The organism is Agrobacterium vitis (genome assembly GCF_037039395.1).
Classification (GTDB): Bacteria; Pseudomonadota; Alphaproteobacteria; order Rhizobiales; family Rhizobiaceae; genus Allorhizobium; species Allorhizobium vitis_E.
On sequence record NZ_CP146244.1, the window covers coordinates 748,717 to 763,568 of the forward strand.

Genomic DNA, 14,852 nt, shown 5'->3' on the forward strand with positions numbered 1-14,852 from the left:
AAATGTCAGATCGCTCCACTCTTGTCTCTCCACCGTCCACATTTGCCGGCTTCTTGCGACGCAAGCATGGTTTTAATCCGGCTGATGGGCTGATCGTCCTTGCGTTGGCGCTGGTGCCGCTGCTCGGCGACGATTATTACGCGCTCGGTGCCCAAGTCCTCGTGACGGTTATCTTCGCCTTGTCCCTCGATCTTCTGGTCGGCTATGCCGGGATCGTCACGCTGGGCCACGCCGCGTTTTTCGGGGTTGGCGCCTATGCCACCGGCATTGCCTCCAAATACGGCTGGGGCGAGCCATTGAGCGGCCTGTTGATCGGTGCAATGGCAGCCGGGCTGGTAGGCGCGGTGGTTGGAGCCATTGTTTTACGCACGGCACGCTTCACCTTGCTGATGCTGACGCTCTGCACGGTGTTTCTATTTGGCGAGATCGCCAACAAGGCGACCTGGCTGACCGGAGGCGTCGATGGCTTGGTGGGCATGGAGACCTGGCCGGTTTTGGGCCTTTATGAATTCGATCTGCTTGGTCAGGTCGGTTATTGGTTCTCGGCCCTTGTCTTTCTGCTTGTCTGGCTTGGGGTGCGCCGACTGGTACATTCGCCTTTTGGACAATCGATCATGGCGATCCGCGACAATCCCGGTCGCGCCGCTGCAATCGGCATCGCGGTCCGGCCGCGCACATTGCTGATCTTCGTCATCTCCTGCTTGCTGGCCGGGCTCGCTGGTGCCCTGCAAGCCGAGGTCAATCAATTCGTTGGCCTGAAGGATATGAGTTTTGAACTGTCGGCAACTATTCTTGTGATGTTGGCGCTTGGTGGTTCAGGGCGGCTTTACGGCGCGATTATTGGACCTGCTGTCTATCTCATCGCCCAGGACATCTTGTCGAAAGACAATCCTGTCATGTGGCAGCTCTGGCTGGGGATCATCCTCGTGGTGCTCGTTCTGTTCGCACCGGGGGGTATTACGCGGATTTTGGCTCAACTGCGCGGAAGGATCGGTCGATGAGCGCTTTGCAGCTTGAAAACCTTACCTTGCAATTTGGTGGACTGGTGGTCACCAACAATGTTTCGCTTGTCCTCGAAAAGGGCGCGCGCCATGCATTGATCGGGCCGAACGGTGCTGGCAAGACGACGCTGATCAATCTCATCACCGGTAGACTGACCCCACGCAAGGGAAGGATATTTCTCGACGGTATCGACCTTACGGGCATGGCGCAGCACAAGCGCGTTGGGCTGGGGCTGGTGCGCAATTTCCAGGTCACCAATCTCTTCACCTCCTTCACCGCCCTGGAAAATATTGCGCTTGCGATTGGCGAACGTGAGGGTTTTGGGCTTTCCGTAGCACGGCATCAGGGCTTTCCGGCAAAAGTGGTGGCGGAAGCTGAAGAGATCGCCCGCCGCATGCGCCTCGCCAATGTCCCGCATGTCCCGGTTCGCGATCTGGCCTATGGCCAGCAGCGCCTGGTGGAACTGGCGGTCGCCATGGCCCTGCGCCCGAAAGTGCTGCTGCTGGATGAGCCGGCTGCGGGCCTGCCTGCGGCGGATCATGAGGTGATCCTCACTATTCTTGACGAATTGCCTGATGACGTCGCCGTCTTGCTCATCGAACACGATATGCCATTGGTTTTCCGCTTTGCACGGGAGATCACGGTTTTGGCCGAGGGAACCATCATCGCGCGTGGCACGCCAGAAGAAATTCGTCATGACGCCAATGTCCGTGCCGCTTATCTGGGGAACCGTTCATGACCGCAGACCTGCTCGAAATCAGAAACGTCGTCAGCGGTTACGGCCCGACCCGTATTATCAATGGCATTGACCTGACCCTCCCCATGGGCGGCGGGCTGGCGCTGCTTGGGCGCAACGGCGCGGGCAAAACCACGCTGCTCTGCACCATTGCCGGGCGCTTGCCGCTCAAGGAAGGCAGCATTCGCTTTAACTCTGCGGAAATCGGCGGGCTTTCCCCCAGTCAACGTTGCCGGCTTGGCATAGGCTTCGTGCCGCAGGAGCGGCAGATTTTTGCCACCTTGAGCGTCGAGGAAAACCTGCGCATTGCCGATCTCCGCCGGGGATGGACGATTGAGCGGGTCTACGAGCTTTTTCCCCGCCTTGCAGAGCGCCGGAAAAATGGTGGCAACCAGCTTTCCGGTGGAGAGCAGCAGATGTTGGCAATCGGCCGTGCGCTGATGAGCCAGCCGACCTGCCTTCTGCTTGATGAGCCTTTCGAGGGCCTGGCTCCTGTTATCGTCGATATGCTGCTTGAAGCGCTGATCAAGCTTCGCAAAGAAAGCGAAATGTCGATGATCATCGTTGAGCAACATGCCAAACTGGCGCTTGAAATCGCCGAACAGGGCATGGTTATCGAACGCGGCCAGGTCCGCGTCAGCGGTTCGCGTGAAAGCTTGCTCCAGGATTGGACCGAGATCGAGGATATGCTGGCCGTGACGCATTAAAGTTTGCCTTAGGAAAAGCGGGGTTCGATTTCCCGAAAAGGCAAACAAAAACAAGAGCATTGACGATCTGTCTGGTTCAGATTGAGGCGGACAGATCGTCAGCGATAGCGGCAGTCATTCTTATCTCGGAACGCCATCCGGGCGCAGCTGCCGTCGCTGGGCTGCGATACGGAACGGGGCGTTCATCGCACCATAACCACCATAGGCACCCCGCCGCTCGACGATTTCGAAGAAAAAGCCCTCACCGAAGGTGCGGCTGTAGATCTGGAAATACTCGCCATTGTCGTCGCGGTCATAAAGGATGCTGGCCGAACGCAGGGCATCGGCAAAATCCGGTTCCAGACCGAAACGGGCTTCCAGATCGTCGTAATAATTGCGCGAGATGGTCAGCGCCTGGAAGCCGCAGGCTGAGAGCGCCTGCGCCGTCGCGAAGATATCGTCGGTCGCTAGGGCGATATGCTGGATGCTGGTGCCGAAGCCTTCTTCGAGAAATTTTCCGGCGACGGTTTTCCGGTTATCGGCGCCGTTCAGCGTCACCCTGAACCGAGGGTCTGGTTTGCTTTCGATCGCCTGGCTGCGTACCAGCCCGCCCGGATCGACCACATCGACCATGGGTGTGCGCCGCGTGGCAAAGATCGAGCCGTAAAACAGCAGGCATGTCAGCATCTCGTCATAGCGGGTTGTCTGGGCGAGATGGTCGATGCGGGTCAGGCGGGTGTTGGCCGGAGCCGGATCGGCGTCGAGGTCTTTGAATTCCTGTTTCCAGATGCCGGATAGGGCAGGCGTGTCATCGAGGAAATAAATGACGCCATTGCTGACCCCTTGAATGGCGGGTACGGGCACTTCGCCTGATTTGCGGGGCTCGGAGAAGCTCTTTGCCCCAAGCGCCGTGGCACGCTTCAAGGCGTCTTCGGCGTGACCCACCTTCATGCCGAAGGCGTAGGCACTGGTTCCGTGGATTGCGTAGGACGCGCCGGCAAAACTGTTGTTTGTCGTATCGGTATTGATGAGAATGCGGATGTCACCCTGGGTGTAGAGGTCAAGATCCCTGTTGCGATGGGTCGCGGTTTTCGAAAAGCCGAGTGTCGCTAAGAATGCCGCCAGATCCTGTTTTTCCTCGACCGACGTCGCAAATTCCACGAATTCCACACCCCGGGTTTCGACAGGGGCTGGCATGGGCGGGGCGCTGAGCCGGATATCGGGTTCGAGGCGTTGGACCTGGTCCATGAGGTAGACCAGTGAGCGGTGGCCGTCCTCGGCAATGGCCCGCGGTGAGCCTCCCCGGAACTGGTCGTTGAAAATCTCCAGGGATAGCGGCCCGGTATAGCCTGTGGCGGCCACGGCGCGCATGAAATCGACCACCGGCAAGTCACCTTCGCAGGGCATGTTGCGGAAATGGCGGCTCCAGTAGAGCAGATCCATGTCAAACAGCGGCGCATCGGCGAGCTGGACGATGAAGATCTTGTCGCCGGGAATAGAGCGGATCGAGTTCGGATCGATCTTGCGCGACAGGGTGTGAAAACTGTCGAGGATCAGGCCGACATTGGCATGGTTTGCCCGGCGGACGACTTCCCAGGCATCCCTGTGGTCGTTGACGTGGCGGCCCCAGGCAAGTGCCTCGTAGCCGACGCGGACGCCATGCTTTGCAGCGCGTTCCCCGAGCTCCTGGAAATCGGCGGCGGCCCGGTCGATGCCGCCCAGCGAAATTGGAGAGACATTCGAGCAGATCAGCATCAGGTCGGTGCCAAGCTCATCCATGATCTCGAATTTGCGCTCGGCCCGCTCGAAAGCGCGGGCCCGGTGCAGTTCCGGCATGCCTTCGAAATCGCGGAAGGGTTGGAACAGGGTGATGTCGAGACCGTGGTCGGCGACCATTTTCGCCACATCCCGGGGGGAAGCGTCATAGGTCAGGAAGTCGTTCTCGAAAATTTCAACGCCGCTGAAGCCAGCCTTGGCAATGGCTGCCAGCTTTTCCGGAAATTCCCCACTGATCGATACGGTTGCAATCGATGTCCGCATGGTTACTGTTCCGGGGTGTGAATGGGGGCTGGCATGGGTGCTCGTCCGGTCGCTTTTGTCTGGGCTTGCCATATTGCTTCCTTTCCGGCTTTATGTACTGCTTGGTTAAGAAGTAGAGCCTGGCGTTGCGGCCTGGCGGCGGATGGATGATGAAACGGGACGCAACCACGCGAGATGGTAAAGAGGCTCGCCCGGTCAAAGGGGAGCCTGGCAAACGGGACCCGGCCAAAAGGGACCCAGAAGGCGTTCGCCGCGACATCCTGTCGGTGGCGATGGAAGAGTTCTCGCAAAACGGCCTGTCTGGTGCGCGCATTGATGAGATCGCCGCGAGAACCCGCACGTCCAAGCGGATGATCTATTATTATTTCGGTGACAAGGAAGGGCTTTACCAGCGCGTGCTGGAGGAAGCCTATGGCAAGGTGCGCGGCGGAGAAATGGACCTGGAGCTGGAAGGGCTCGATCCTATCGCCGCCCTCGACAAGCTCTGTCGGTTTACCTTCGACCATCACCGCCGCAACCCTGCCTTCATCCGCATGGTGATTATCGAGAATATTCATCACGGCCGTCATATGCAATTGTCCGAGACGATTAGGGGTCTCAACCAGCCGGCAATCGAGGCGCTGCACGGCGTTTTGCGGCGCGGGCAGGAGCAGGGACTGTTCCGGCAGGGCATCGACCCACTCGAATTGCACTGGCAGATCAGCGCGCTGTCGTTTTTCAATGTGTCGAACGCGGCCAGTTTTTCCGTGATTTTCGGCAATGCGCTGTTTACGGCCGACGGCCAGGAGACCTTGTCGCGCCACGTGGCCGACATGGTCCTGCGCTATGTGCTGCGCGCCGAGCATATCAGCCCGATCGAGCAACGCGGCCGATAAGATGGCGCAATGCCATTTCATAGCCCTCGATGCCCAGACCTGCGATGACGCCCTCCGCCCGCGTTGAGACGTAGGAGTGATGCCGGAACACCTCCCGCTTGTGGATGTTGGAAATATGCACTTCGATGACCGGTGCCTCAAAGGTGTTGAGCGCGTCGAGGATCGCCACCGATGTATGAGTGAAGGCGCCGGGATTGATGACGATTCCAGCGGCCTTGCCGCGCGCTTCGTGGACCCAGTCGATGATCTCGTATTCCCGGTTGCTTTGCGCGAAAAAGATCGAATGTCCTGCCGCCTCGGCAATCGCCCGGCAATTGTTCTCGACATCGACAAGGGTTTCACGACCGTAAATCTCAGGCTGACGTTGGCCGAGAAGATTGAGATTTGGACCGTTCAGGATGAAAAACAGGCTCATGCGGCTCCCTCCGAAAGACAAAGTTCAGTGAAATGGGCGCTCATGCGCTCGGCATCCGGCTCGTAGCCGCAGAACAGACGGAAAGCGCCGACTGCCTGAAACACCGCCATACCGCCGCCGGGCAGTGTTTGGCAGCCCTTGTCGCGCGCTGTTGCGATCAGTTCGGTGACAAGCGGCATATAGACGATGTCGGCAACCCAATGGCGCGGCTCGATCAGATCAGCGGTGACCGGCAGTCCCGGATGAGCCGGCATGCCGACCGGGGTGGCGTGAATAAGGCCATCGGCCTCAGCTAAAGACTGACCAGGATTGGTGACGGCATGGGCGCGTCCCGCGTTGAACCGCTCGTTGAGTGCGGCTGCCAGCCCTTCGGCTCGCGTTAGGTCCTGGTCGAAAATGTCCAACTGTTCGATCCCCAATTTCAGCGCGGCATGGGCAACGGCAACCCCCGCGCCGCCTGCGCCGATCAGCAAGGCACGCTTCAGTCCTGCATCCGGCAGGCCGCGCCGGAAGCTTTCGTAGAAGCCTGACCAGTCGGTATTATGGCCAATCCGCTTGCCATCCCTGAAGACCACCGTATTCACGGCACCCAGCATACGGGCATCTTCGGAAAGATCGTCAAGATATGGAATGACCGCCTGTTTGAAGGGATGGGTGATATTGGTGCCGGCAAACCCGCGTGCCTGGCACTCGTCCAGCAGATCAGGCAGCGCGCTTTCCGGCAGGTTGCGCACATGAATGTCGATCAATTCGTAGCGATAATCCAGACCGTGAGCGGCCCCTTCGCGCATATGCAAAGCGGGAGATTTGGAGAGCTGGATATCGGTACCGATCAGACCGACGTGAAGAATGGGTTTTTCTGTCATGGTTGCGTCCACTTGGTCGGCGTGGTGAAAGCTGTTGCCGGCCTGTTGCGTTGTCGCGGCGGCAATACCGCTCAGTGATGGGCGAGAATTTCGCCCAGGAAGGCGCGGGTGCGCTGATGCTGAGGATTGCGGAAGAACTCCTCCGGTGGGCCTTCCTCGACAATCTGCGCGGAGGCCATGAACACGACACGATCTGCAACCTGACGGGCAAAGCCCATTTCATGGGTGACACAGATCATCGTCATGCCGTCGCGGGCAAGACCGATCATCGTGTCCAGCACTTCCTTGACCATTTCCGGGTCAAGAGCCGAGGTGGGCTCATCAAACAACATCGCTTTCGGCTCCATGCAGAGCGCCCGGGCAATAGCGGCGCGCTGCTGCTGACCGCCTGAAAGCTGGGCGGGATATTTGTCCGCCTGGTCCAGAATGCGAACGCGATCCAGATATTTGCGAGCGACTTCTTCGGCCTGTGGCTTCTGAAGCCCCTTCACGCGCATTGGCGCAAGGGTGCAGTTTTCCAGGATCGTCATATGCGGAAACAGGTTGAAGCTCTGGAACACCATGCCAACCTCGCGGCGTACTGCGTCGATGGTGCGGCTCGCGCTGGTGAGCGTGGTGCCTTCGACGGTGATCTTGCCTTCCTGGATTTCCTCCAGATGGTTTATGCAGCGGATCAATGTCGATTTTCCGGAGCCGGACGGCCCGCAAAGGACGATTTTTTCGCCTTTGCGGACTGTCAGGTTGATGTCTTTCAGCGCGTGGTAGGCTCCATACCACTTTCCAACGCCTTCAAGTGCGATCAGTGGAACCTGTGCGGTGGATTGTTGCATGGAAGCCTCTCCATCACTTCGCGGTGAACGGGATGTCCGGAAGCGAATCCGGGAATGCCGGAACGTCGCGCTTCATCCACTTGGCGTAGATCTTTGCCAGTTGGCCATCAGCCTTGATCTTGTCGATGAAGCTGTTGATGCTTTCGTTCCAGTCCTTCTCGCCCGGACGCATCCCGGCGCCGTTATAGAGCGTGACAAGGTCGAATTTGGTTTCATACTTGCCTGCGGCGGCAGCGTTCAGGCGGTCGCCATAGAACTGGTTGCCGCCAACGGCCTCGACCTGACCTGACACCAGAGCCTGGATATTTGCCGCGTCATCGTCGAAACGCAGGATGCTGGCCTTGGTGCCTGCGCCAGCGGTGATGGCGGTATCCATGGCGCTGGATTTCGGCACGCCGACGGACACGCCGGTGAGATCGTCATAGCTGCCGATCTTCTTGTCCTTCGGTCCGTAGACCGACAAGACGTTGCCGGCATAAGGCTTCGAGAACTGGATGGTCTTGGCGCGGTCGGCGGTCATGCCCATGGTGGCAAACAGGATGTCGACCTTGCCGGTCATCAGGGCCGGAATGCGGTTTGCCACAGCCAGCGGCACGAATTCGGCCTTGACGCCGAGATAGTCCGCATAGGCCTTGCCGATATCGGCATCCAGACCGTCCTGCACGCCGCTGGAATTGACAAAGCCCCAAGGTGAATTGTCACCCTGAATGCCGATCACGACCTTGCCCTTGGCCTTGGCCTGTTCCAGCGTGCCGGCGAAGGCCGTGGCGGGGGCGACGAGCGGCAGGGCCGCCGCTGCCGCGATGAGGGCGAGCGCCGTGCGGCGCTTGATTGTCATTGTCCTGGATTTCATCATTTGCTCCTCCTTACAAAGCTGATGAGAGTGGTGCTTGGCACCAAACCTGGTGTTATCTCTTGCGGCGCTTCCCTTGGCTGAGTGCCTGTCTTCGGGAAAACCGGGTTCGTCTTGTGGACTGATAAACGTTAACGGGCGGCGGCTTGCAGCCGCCTTTCCTTTCTGGCGCCCCAGAGCGACAGCGGCCAGCAAATCAGGAAGTAGATGATGCCGACGATGGCAAAGACCGTCAGCGGCCGGAACGTCTGGTTGGAGACGATCTGCCCCGCCCGCGACAGTTCCACGAAGCCGACAATGGCGGCAAGCGAGGTGCCTTTTATCAATTGCACCAGAAAGCCGATGGTCGCAGGCAGGGAAATCTTGAAAGCCTGCGGCAGGACCACGTCTTTCATGATCGATCCGTAATGCAGGCCGAGCGCCTTGGCGGCTTCCGTCTGCCCCTTGGGAACGGCCTGAATACCACCCCGCCAGATGTCGCCCAGGAAGGCGCTGGCATGCAGCGTGAAGGCAATGGCGACAGCAATCCAGGCATCCACGTCCAGACCAAGCAAGGCCACGCCGTAATAGACGACGAAGAGCTGCATCAGCAGCGGCGTGCCCTGGAAGACAGCGATATAGCCAGCCGTTGCCTTGCGCAGGGTCGCGCTCTCGGCCACCCGGGCCAAAGCGACGCAAAGGCCGAAAAAGCCGCCGCCGACAAAGCCGATGGCGGTCAACGCCAGCGTCCATTTCAAGCCTTGCAGCAGGAAGAACAGTTCATTGGGTCCGATAGAAGCCATCGTCTCTTCCTCACTTTACCGGGTAACTGAAGAAAATGCGGGAAATGAGCGCGAAAGCCCCCATCATCAGCGAGGAAATCACCAGGTAAAGCAGGGTGATCGAGAAATAGACCTCGAAGGACCGGAATGTATCCGCTTCGATTTTCTGGGCAACCGAGGTCAATTCGTAAGCCGCAATGGACGTGCAGACCGATGTCGTCAGCGTCAGCATGATGAACTGGCTGGTCAGCGATGGATAGACGGCGCGCAAAGCTGGCTTGAGAATGATGTGGCGCAGGATTTGTGCTCGGTGCAGGCCGAGCGCAAGACCCGCTTCGACCTGCCCCTTGCCAATGGAATCCACCCCGCCGCGAATGATCTCGATGGCATAGGCGCCGCCGTTCAGGCCGAGCGCCACGATTGCCGTCACTGTCGGGTTGAGCCGGACGCCGATTTGCGGAAGGGCAAAGAAGATGAAGAAGATCTGGACGAGAAAAGGCGTATTGCGGATCAATTCGACAAAGCCGATCGTCGCGCCTCTGAGGATACGCGACGGCGACCGACGGGCAACAACCCCGAAAATGCCGATGACGGTGGCAATGGACATGCCTGCAATGGCAAGACCAATGGTTGCGAGGCATGCCAGGATCAATTCCGGCAAACGCTCGATCACAACCGAAAAGTCGAGAGTGTAACCCATTTTCCCTCCCAGGCATTGTCTAAGCCCTGACAGACAAGGCTTTTAAGCTCCCAATGCAAGCCGATAAGGCTGGCATGCTCCCTTTGTTTTCCGCGGGTCGTGGCGCTCTCTCCTCGCGCTCAACCTCTGTCGTTAATATGTTTGTACCAGTTAGTTCATACTGAGGCAATATGATTTGCAAAAGATCAATTGATGTTGATTCACTTAGTTTGGGTGTTTCAAGCGCGGGTAAGGGACTTTCCCCGTTTCATGTCCGGCCCCGTCTTCATTCTCCTGAATTGGAGGTAGCCAGACTTGGTTCTGCCAATATCTTTGCAGTAAAGATCGGCTGAGCGGGGAAATGGGGGGTACGACGGAGCATACCTCTCAGGCACCTCATGTAATATAGATATGCATCCAAAACATCGTGCATAAAAATGCTGTCTGCGCGATGTGTAATATTTGGATGCTTTCATGCGCGGGCATGTTTATGCGGTCATGAGATTTAATGCCCGGCGCTGTAGTCCAGATCGGCATGGACGCGCTTCGCGTCAGCGCGATTCGATATGCCAAACAACGGCCCAGGAACCGAGCAGGTTTCCCGGCTGGGTGCCGAACGTGAAGAAGCATTCGCCGCTTGCCTCTACGGGGCTTTTCACATCCTCAGCAGACAAATTGGCGGTGAGTGTCAGGACGTGTTCGCTGAGCGTCCAGCGCACAGTTGTCACGGGTCCCTGGCTGCTATGGCTGGCGACATGGCCGCGCATATTGCGCAGAAGAGGGGTGATTTTCTCTTTGCGCAGCGCCAGCAAGGCGCGGTAAAATTGCAAAACTTCGCCGTCTTGCTGGGCTGGTTCCCATGATAGTTTGGCGCTGTTGAATGTTGTCTGCGCTGTTGGGTCGGAGGCATCCTCGGCATCGAAGCCGGGCAGCCTGGACAGTTCCTTGCGTCGTCCCTGCCTTACCGCTTCATTCAGCTCTTCGTTGAAATCGCAGAAGAACGGAAATGGGGTCTTGGCGCCCCATTCCTCTCCCATGAACAGCATGGGTATCTGCGGGGCGAGCAGATAAACCGCAGCCAGCGCCTTCATCGCCTCTGATGGTTGGGATGCCGCCATCCTGTCGCCCATGGCGCGATTACCGATCTGGTCATGGTTTTGGATGAAGGAAATAAAGGCAGTGGGTGGCAGATGGGCGCTCGGCATGCCTCTTTCCTTCCCACTATAGGGCATGTGCTCGCCTTGGTAGACAAAGCCCTCCGCCAGCGCCCGGCCCAGTTTCGAGGTGTCGTTTGCGTAATCCTGATAATAGCCGAAGCTTTCACCGGTGGCAGTGATGTGCAGGACATGGTGGATGTCGTCATTCCATTGCGCGGTGAAATGGAGGGGCGCACCATTTTCATCACGCTCGAGCAGGGCGGCATTGTTGTCTTCATTTTCAACGATCAGATGCACGGCCCGTCCGGGCGCGCAAGCGCGTGTCCGCCTGGCGATATCATGCAGTATATGGGGTTTGCGCTCGTCCTCTATGGCATGCACTGCGTCGAAACGCAGTCCGTCAACCCGAAACTCCTCCACCCAGTACATGGCATTGCGCACGACGAATTCACGCACGGCTTCCGACTGGTCGCCGTCGTAATTGACACCCGATCCCCAGGGCGTGATGTGCTTGTCGGTAAAGATTGGTGCATAGGCGGGAAGATAATTTCCGTCCGGGCCAAAGTGATTGTAGACCACATCGAGAAAGATGCAGAGGCCCCGCGCATGGGCCTCGTCCACCAGCCGCTTCAGATCTTCCGGCCGGCCATAGCTGCTATCGGGTGCATAGGGCAATACGCCGTCATAGCCCCAGTTCCACCGGCCTGGAAAGTCATTGATCGGCATGAGTTGCAGGGCGGTTACACCAAGGTTTTTCAAGTGGTCCAGCCGCTCGATCATCGCTGTAAATGTCCCAGCCGGCGTGAAGCTTCCCACGTGCAGTTCGTAGATGACGATGTCTTCCCAGGGCAGCCCTTGCCATTGGGTCTGCTGCCAGTCGTAGGCCGGGTCTATGACCTCGCTTGGCCCATGCACATCGTCAGGCTGGTAGCGTGAGGCGGGATCGGGAACAGCAAGACCATCTTCCAGGATGAAATTATAACGGCATCCGGCACCGACTTCTGGCACTTCGATGCTGTGCCAACCATTTTCACCGGCTGTCATGGGACGAGGCTCCTGGCCCTCGATCTTCAGCAGAACCTTTTCCTGAAGTGGTGCCCAGAGCCTGAAGATCGTGCCGTTGCCGGAAAGAACCGGGCCAAATGTCATGTCCTGCATCGTGTCTCCTGCGCATTTCAATGGGTGATCGGCGGGGTGGTCGGGTAGTGATCGGGCAAACCGAGGCTTTAACTTCCAAAGTGCTCCGGTGTTCCGTCTTTCCCGGTATTTGATGCCGCAGGTATCGGCATTCCCATGCCATTATTGCCCGGGACCGTGTGGAACCGATGGCGGCCAGCCGTGTTACTGGCAAACACCATCAAGAGGGCAGCATGACCATCCCAACAGCGACCTACCGTCTGCAATTTCGAAACGGCATAACATTCGATCATGCCATCGATCTTATTCCGCATTTGAAATCGATGAGCATCAGCCATCTCTATGCATCGCCGATCTTCACGGCCACCCGTGGTTCCACCCACGGTTATGATGTGGTGGATGCCAACGAAATCGACCCGGTTATCGGTGGGAAAGCCGGTTTCGAGCGGATGTGCGCTGCTCTTGCGAAGGCGGATATCGGCCTCATCCTCGATATCGTTCCCAACCATATGGCGGCCTCGGTCGAAAACGCCTGGTGGTACGACGTGCTGCGAAATGGCAGCCAGAGCGCCTATGCCGGGCATTTCGATATTGACTGGAGCCGGAAGCTGACCTTGCCATTGCTTGGCAAGACCCTTGAGGATGCCCTTACCGATGGTGAGTTGACTGTCATACGGGATGACAACACCGACCGGTTCAGCCTTGGCTATTTCGAGACGCATATTCCCTTGAGCGATGAAAGCATCGCGCAGGCGCTTGTCTCTGAAAATACCGACCGGGCGGCCTTGGCCGAGGTGCTCGCGTCGCCTGAAAAAATCAGGGCTTTACTCGATGCCCAGCATTGGCAGCTTCAACATTGGCAACAGGCTGCCGAAAGCCTGAGCTATCGCCGCTTCTTCGAAGTCACCGGCCTGGTGGGTGTCTGCGTGGAAAAACCGCAGGTGTTTGAAGACAGCCACCGGCTGATCCTCGATCTGGTGCGGTCGGGGCAGGTTCAGGGATTGCGGATCGATCACGTCGACGGGCTGGCTGACCCGGCGGGCTATCTTGCTCGTCTGCGCGAGGTGGCGGGACCGCAGACTTATATCACTGTCGAGAAAATTCTGGGGGCAGGCGAGGTGATTGCGCCGAGCTGGCCGGTGTCCGGCACGACTGGGTACGAATTCATCACCGCCCTGTCGCACCTCTACATCAATGGCGAGGGGCTGGAGCGTCTTCAGCAGGCCTATAACGACACCGACGCCGGAGCTGCGGACTATGTCAAAGGCCTGCGGGACGCCAAGACCCGGATGGTCCAACGCAATTTCAAGGGCGAAGTCACCCGGCTGGTGGCGCTGGCGCAATCGATTGGCACCGGTCACGACGAGGACGAGTTGCGCAAGGCGATACAGGAATTGCTGATCGCTTTTCCAGTCTACCGGACCTATGGCTATCACGGCGACCTTGATGCGCAGGACAAAATTGTCCTGGAAAAGGTCGTTGCACAGGCTCGGCTCTGGGGAGTGGACGATGGCGCGCTTGGCGTTATTGAGCGCCTGTTGCTCGGCGGGTTCGAGGCGGAAACGGCGCATGAATTCCGCATCCGCTTCCAGCAGTTGAGCGGTCCTGTCATGGCCAAGGCATTGGAAGATACGCTGTTCTACCGCTACAATCGCCTGATTGCCGCAAACGAGGTTGGTGGCGAGCCAGCCCATGCGCCGGGTGGTGTCCGCGCCTTCCACACCGCAATGATCGAGCGCTTGCAGACCCAGAAGCATGGTCTGTCTGCAAGCTCCACCCATGACACCAAGCGCGGCGAGGATGCGCGCGCCCGTCTCTATACCTTATCGGAAGGGGCGGATGCCTGGATCGACGGTGTGAGCCGCTGGCGCCAGATGCATCGCGGCAGTCTCGTCTCCTTGCCGGATGGTCCAGCGCCAGATCCGAATGTAGAGTGGATGCTGTACCAGGCTTTGGCAGGGATCTGGCTCGCGCCGACCGAAACAACCGATCCAGCCACGCTGGCCGATCGCTTTCTGGCCTATACTGAAAAAGCGCTTAGGGAAGCCAAGTTGCGAACGGATTGGGCCGAGCCAAACGAGGCTTTCGAACAGGCGGTTCTGGCCTATGCCGAACAGCTGGTGTCGCCGGAAAACCGAAGCTTCCTGACGGATTTCAGCGATACCCTTCGGCCCTTCATGGCGGCGGGTGAGGTCAACAGTCTGTCCCAGACGCTGATCAAGCTCACGGCGCCGGGTGTGCCGGATATTTACCAGGGAACCGAGGGCAAGGACGACAGCCTTGTCGATCCGGACAATCGTCGCACCATCGATTATCAGGCGCTGGCAGCCGAAATGACTGCGCCCGCAAATGAGCGCCCGGTCTCTTTCATCCAGCGCAAGCAAAGGCTGATCCAGGAGGTGCTTGCCCTTCGTAGCCGCCATGCCAGCCTGTTCAATGACGGTGATTACGTGCCGTTGGAGGTCACTGGCCATGCCAGGGATCACGTCATCGCTTTCGCGCGCGTGAAGGGCAATGACAAAGCGCTGACCATCGCGCCGAGATTGGTGTTTGGCCGGCTTGATCCTGAGATGGCACGGGTTGCAGCAGAGTTCTGGGCGGATACCATGATTGTTTGCCCTGAAAGCGTGCAGGGGCCGTTGCACAATATTCTGTCAGGCCGGTTGTTCAATCGTGAACAGATGCTGGTTTCGAACTTGCTTGAAGGCGACGATATCGCCTTGCTGGTGACGCCTTCACTCACTGCAATCGACAGACAGGCATAAGCGGAACCGATCTTGCGCCGGGGTGTTAACCCAACATCCCAGCCCATGAC

13 protein-coding genes are annotated in these 14,852 nt (G+C 58.4%); 5 read left to right on the forward strand and 8 right to left on the reverse strand.

Annotation, left to right across the window (positions count from 1 at the left end; genetic code table 11):
* Nucleotides 1-2: 2 nt before the first annotated feature.
* The 3 genes from V6582_RS24720 to V6582_RS24730 are packed head-to-tail and all read left to right on the forward strand — an operon-like array spanning nucleotide 3 to nucleotide 2,445.
* The gene (locus V6582_RS24720; RefSeq protein ID WP_156630229.1) at nucleotides 3-1,001 is read left to right on the forward strand and encodes a branched-chain amino acid ABC transporter permease; all 999 of its coding nucleotides are present in this window, start codon (nucleotides 3-5) and stop codon (nucleotides 999-1,001) included.
* Complete coding sequence (locus tag V6582_RS24725) at nucleotides 998-1,741, forward strand: ABC transporter ATP-binding protein (RefSeq protein WP_156630228.1); 744 nt, start codon at nucleotides 998-1,000, stop codon at nucleotides 1,739-1,741. The genes V6582_RS24720 and V6582_RS24725 overlap by 4 nt, the downstream gene beginning before the upstream one ends.
* Nucleotides 1,738-2,445, forward strand: coding sequence for an ABC transporter ATP-binding protein (locus V6582_RS24730; protein WP_156630227.1), 708 nt, complete (start codon nucleotides 1,738-1,740; stop codon nucleotides 2,443-2,445). Before V6582_RS24725 ends, V6582_RS24730 begins: the two co-directional genes overlap by 4 nt.
* Nucleotides 2,446-2,565: 120 nt before the next feature.
* Here V6582_RS24730 and V6582_RS24735 read toward each other — a convergent pair whose 3' ends face one another.
* A complete protein-coding gene (locus tag V6582_RS24735) occupies nucleotides 2,566-4,464 on the reverse strand; it encodes a bifunctional sugar phosphate isomerase/epimerase/4-hydroxyphenylpyruvate dioxygenase family protein (protein ID WP_156630434.1) in 1,899 nt (632 codons plus the stop codon).
* Between the two features lie 149 nt (nucleotides 4,465-4,613).
* Between V6582_RS24735 and V6582_RS24740 the strand changes: the two genes are divergently transcribed.
* Nucleotides 4,614-5,339 carry a TetR/AcrR family transcriptional regulator gene (locus V6582_RS24740; RefSeq protein WP_420360149.1) on the forward strand — a complete coding sequence of 242 codons (726 nt, stop codon included), beginning with the start codon at nucleotides 4,614-4,616 and terminating at the stop codon, nucleotides 5,337-5,339.
* Here the strand turns inward: V6582_RS24740 and aroQ are convergent.
* The 7 genes from aroQ to treZ form a co-directional block, all read right to left on the reverse strand.
* Nucleotides 5,311-5,754: a type II 3-dehydroquinate dehydratase gene (aroQ, locus tag V6582_RS24745; protein ID WP_156630223.1), complete on the reverse strand. Its 444-nt coding sequence runs from the start codon at nucleotides 5,752-5,754 to the stop codon at nucleotides 5,311-5,313. The genes V6582_RS24740 and aroQ overlap by 29 nt on opposite strands.
* Entirely contained in the window at nucleotides 5,751-6,620 is an 870-nt protein-coding gene (locus tag V6582_RS24750; RefSeq protein WP_156630221.1) for a shikimate dehydrogenase, read from the reverse strand. The genes aroQ and V6582_RS24750 overlap by 4 nt, the downstream gene beginning before the upstream one ends.
* Before the next feature lie 71 nt (nucleotides 6,621-6,691).
* Nucleotides 6,692-7,450 (reverse strand): amino acid ABC transporter ATP-binding protein, encoded by a 759-nt coding sequence (locus tag V6582_RS24755; RefSeq protein ID WP_156630218.1) that lies wholly within the window; start codon nucleotides 7,448-7,450, stop codon nucleotides 6,692-6,694.
* A gap of 13 nt (nucleotides 7,451-7,463) precedes the next feature.
* Nucleotides 7,464-8,303, reverse strand: a complete 840-nt coding sequence (locus V6582_RS24760) for a transporter substrate-binding domain-containing protein (protein ID WP_156630433.1) — start codon at nucleotides 8,301-8,303, stop codon at nucleotides 7,464-7,466.
* Nucleotides 8,304-8,434: 131 nt separating this feature from the next.
* The gene (locus V6582_RS24765; RefSeq protein WP_156630216.1) at nucleotides 8,435-9,085 is read right to left on the reverse strand and encodes an amino acid ABC transporter permease; all 651 of its coding nucleotides are present in this window, start codon (nucleotides 9,083-9,085) and stop codon (nucleotides 8,435-8,437) included.
* 10 nt (nucleotides 9,086-9,095) lie between these two features.
* The gene (locus tag V6582_RS24770) at nucleotides 9,096-9,764 is read right to left on the reverse strand and encodes an amino acid ABC transporter permease (RefSeq protein ID WP_070165318.1); all 669 of its coding nucleotides are present in this window, start codon (nucleotides 9,762-9,764) and stop codon (nucleotides 9,096-9,098) included.
* Between the two features lie 530 nt (nucleotides 9,765-10,294).
* Complete coding sequence (treZ, locus tag V6582_RS24775) at nucleotides 10,295-12,058, reverse strand: malto-oligosyltrehalose trehalohydrolase (protein ID WP_156630214.1); 1,764 nt, start codon at nucleotides 12,056-12,058, stop codon at nucleotides 10,295-10,297.
* Between the two features lie 212 nt (nucleotides 12,059-12,270).
* Here treZ and treY point away from each other — a divergent pair, with 212 nt between their 5' ends.
* Complete coding sequence (gene treY, locus V6582_RS24780; protein WP_156630212.1) at nucleotides 12,271-14,802, forward strand: malto-oligosyltrehalose synthase; 2,532 nt, start codon at nucleotides 12,271-12,273, stop codon at nucleotides 14,800-14,802.
* Nucleotides 14,803-14,852: the final 50 nt, after the last annotated feature.

Coding starts and splice junctions, on each gene's coding strand:
- V6582_RS24735 (WP_156630434.1), bottom strand. CDS start 4,464: ATGCGGACATCGATTGCAACCGTATCGATCAGTGGGGAATTTCCGGAA.
- aroQ (WP_156630223.1), bottom strand. CDS start 5,754: ATGAGCCTGTTTTTCATCCTGAACGGTCCAAATCTCAATCTTCTCGGC.
- V6582_RS24750 (WP_156630221.1), bottom strand. CDS start 6,620: ATGACAGAAAAACCCATTCTTCACGTCGGTCTGATCGGTACCGATATC.
- V6582_RS24760 (WP_156630433.1), bottom strand. CDS start 8,303: ATGAAATCCAGGACAATGACAATCAAGCGCCGCACGGCGCTCGCCCTC.
- V6582_RS24765 (WP_156630216.1), bottom strand. CDS start 9,085: ATGGCTTCTATCGGACCCAATGAACTGTTCTTCCTGCTGCAAGGCTTG.
- treY (WP_156630212.1), top strand. CDS start 12,271: ATGACCATCCCAACAGCGACCTACCGTCTGCAATTTCGAAACGGCATA.
- V6582_RS24725 (WP_156630228.1), top strand. CDS start 998: ATGAGCGCTTTGCAGCTTGAAAACCTTACCTTGCAATTTGGTGGACTG.
- V6582_RS24755 (WP_156630218.1), bottom strand. CDS start 7,450: ATGCAACAATCCACCGCACAGGTTCCACTGATCGCACTTGAAGGCGTT.
- V6582_RS24720 (WP_156630229.1), top strand. CDS start 3: ATGTCAGATCGCTCCACTCTTGTCTCTCCACCGTCCACATTTGCCGGC.
- V6582_RS24770 (WP_070165318.1), bottom strand. CDS start 9,764: ATGGGTTACACTCTCGACTTTTCGGTTGTGATCGAGCGTTTGCCGGAA.
- V6582_RS24740 (WP_420360149.1), top strand. CDS start 4,614: ATGAAACGGGACGCAACCACGCGAGATGGTAAAGAGGCTCGCCCGGTC.
- V6582_RS24730 (WP_156630227.1), top strand. CDS start 1,738: ATGACCGCAGACCTGCTCGAAATCAGAAACGTCGTCAGCGGTTACGGC.
- treZ (WP_156630214.1), bottom strand. CDS start 12,058: ATGCAGGACATGACATTTGGCCCGGTTCTTTCCGGCAACGGCACGATC.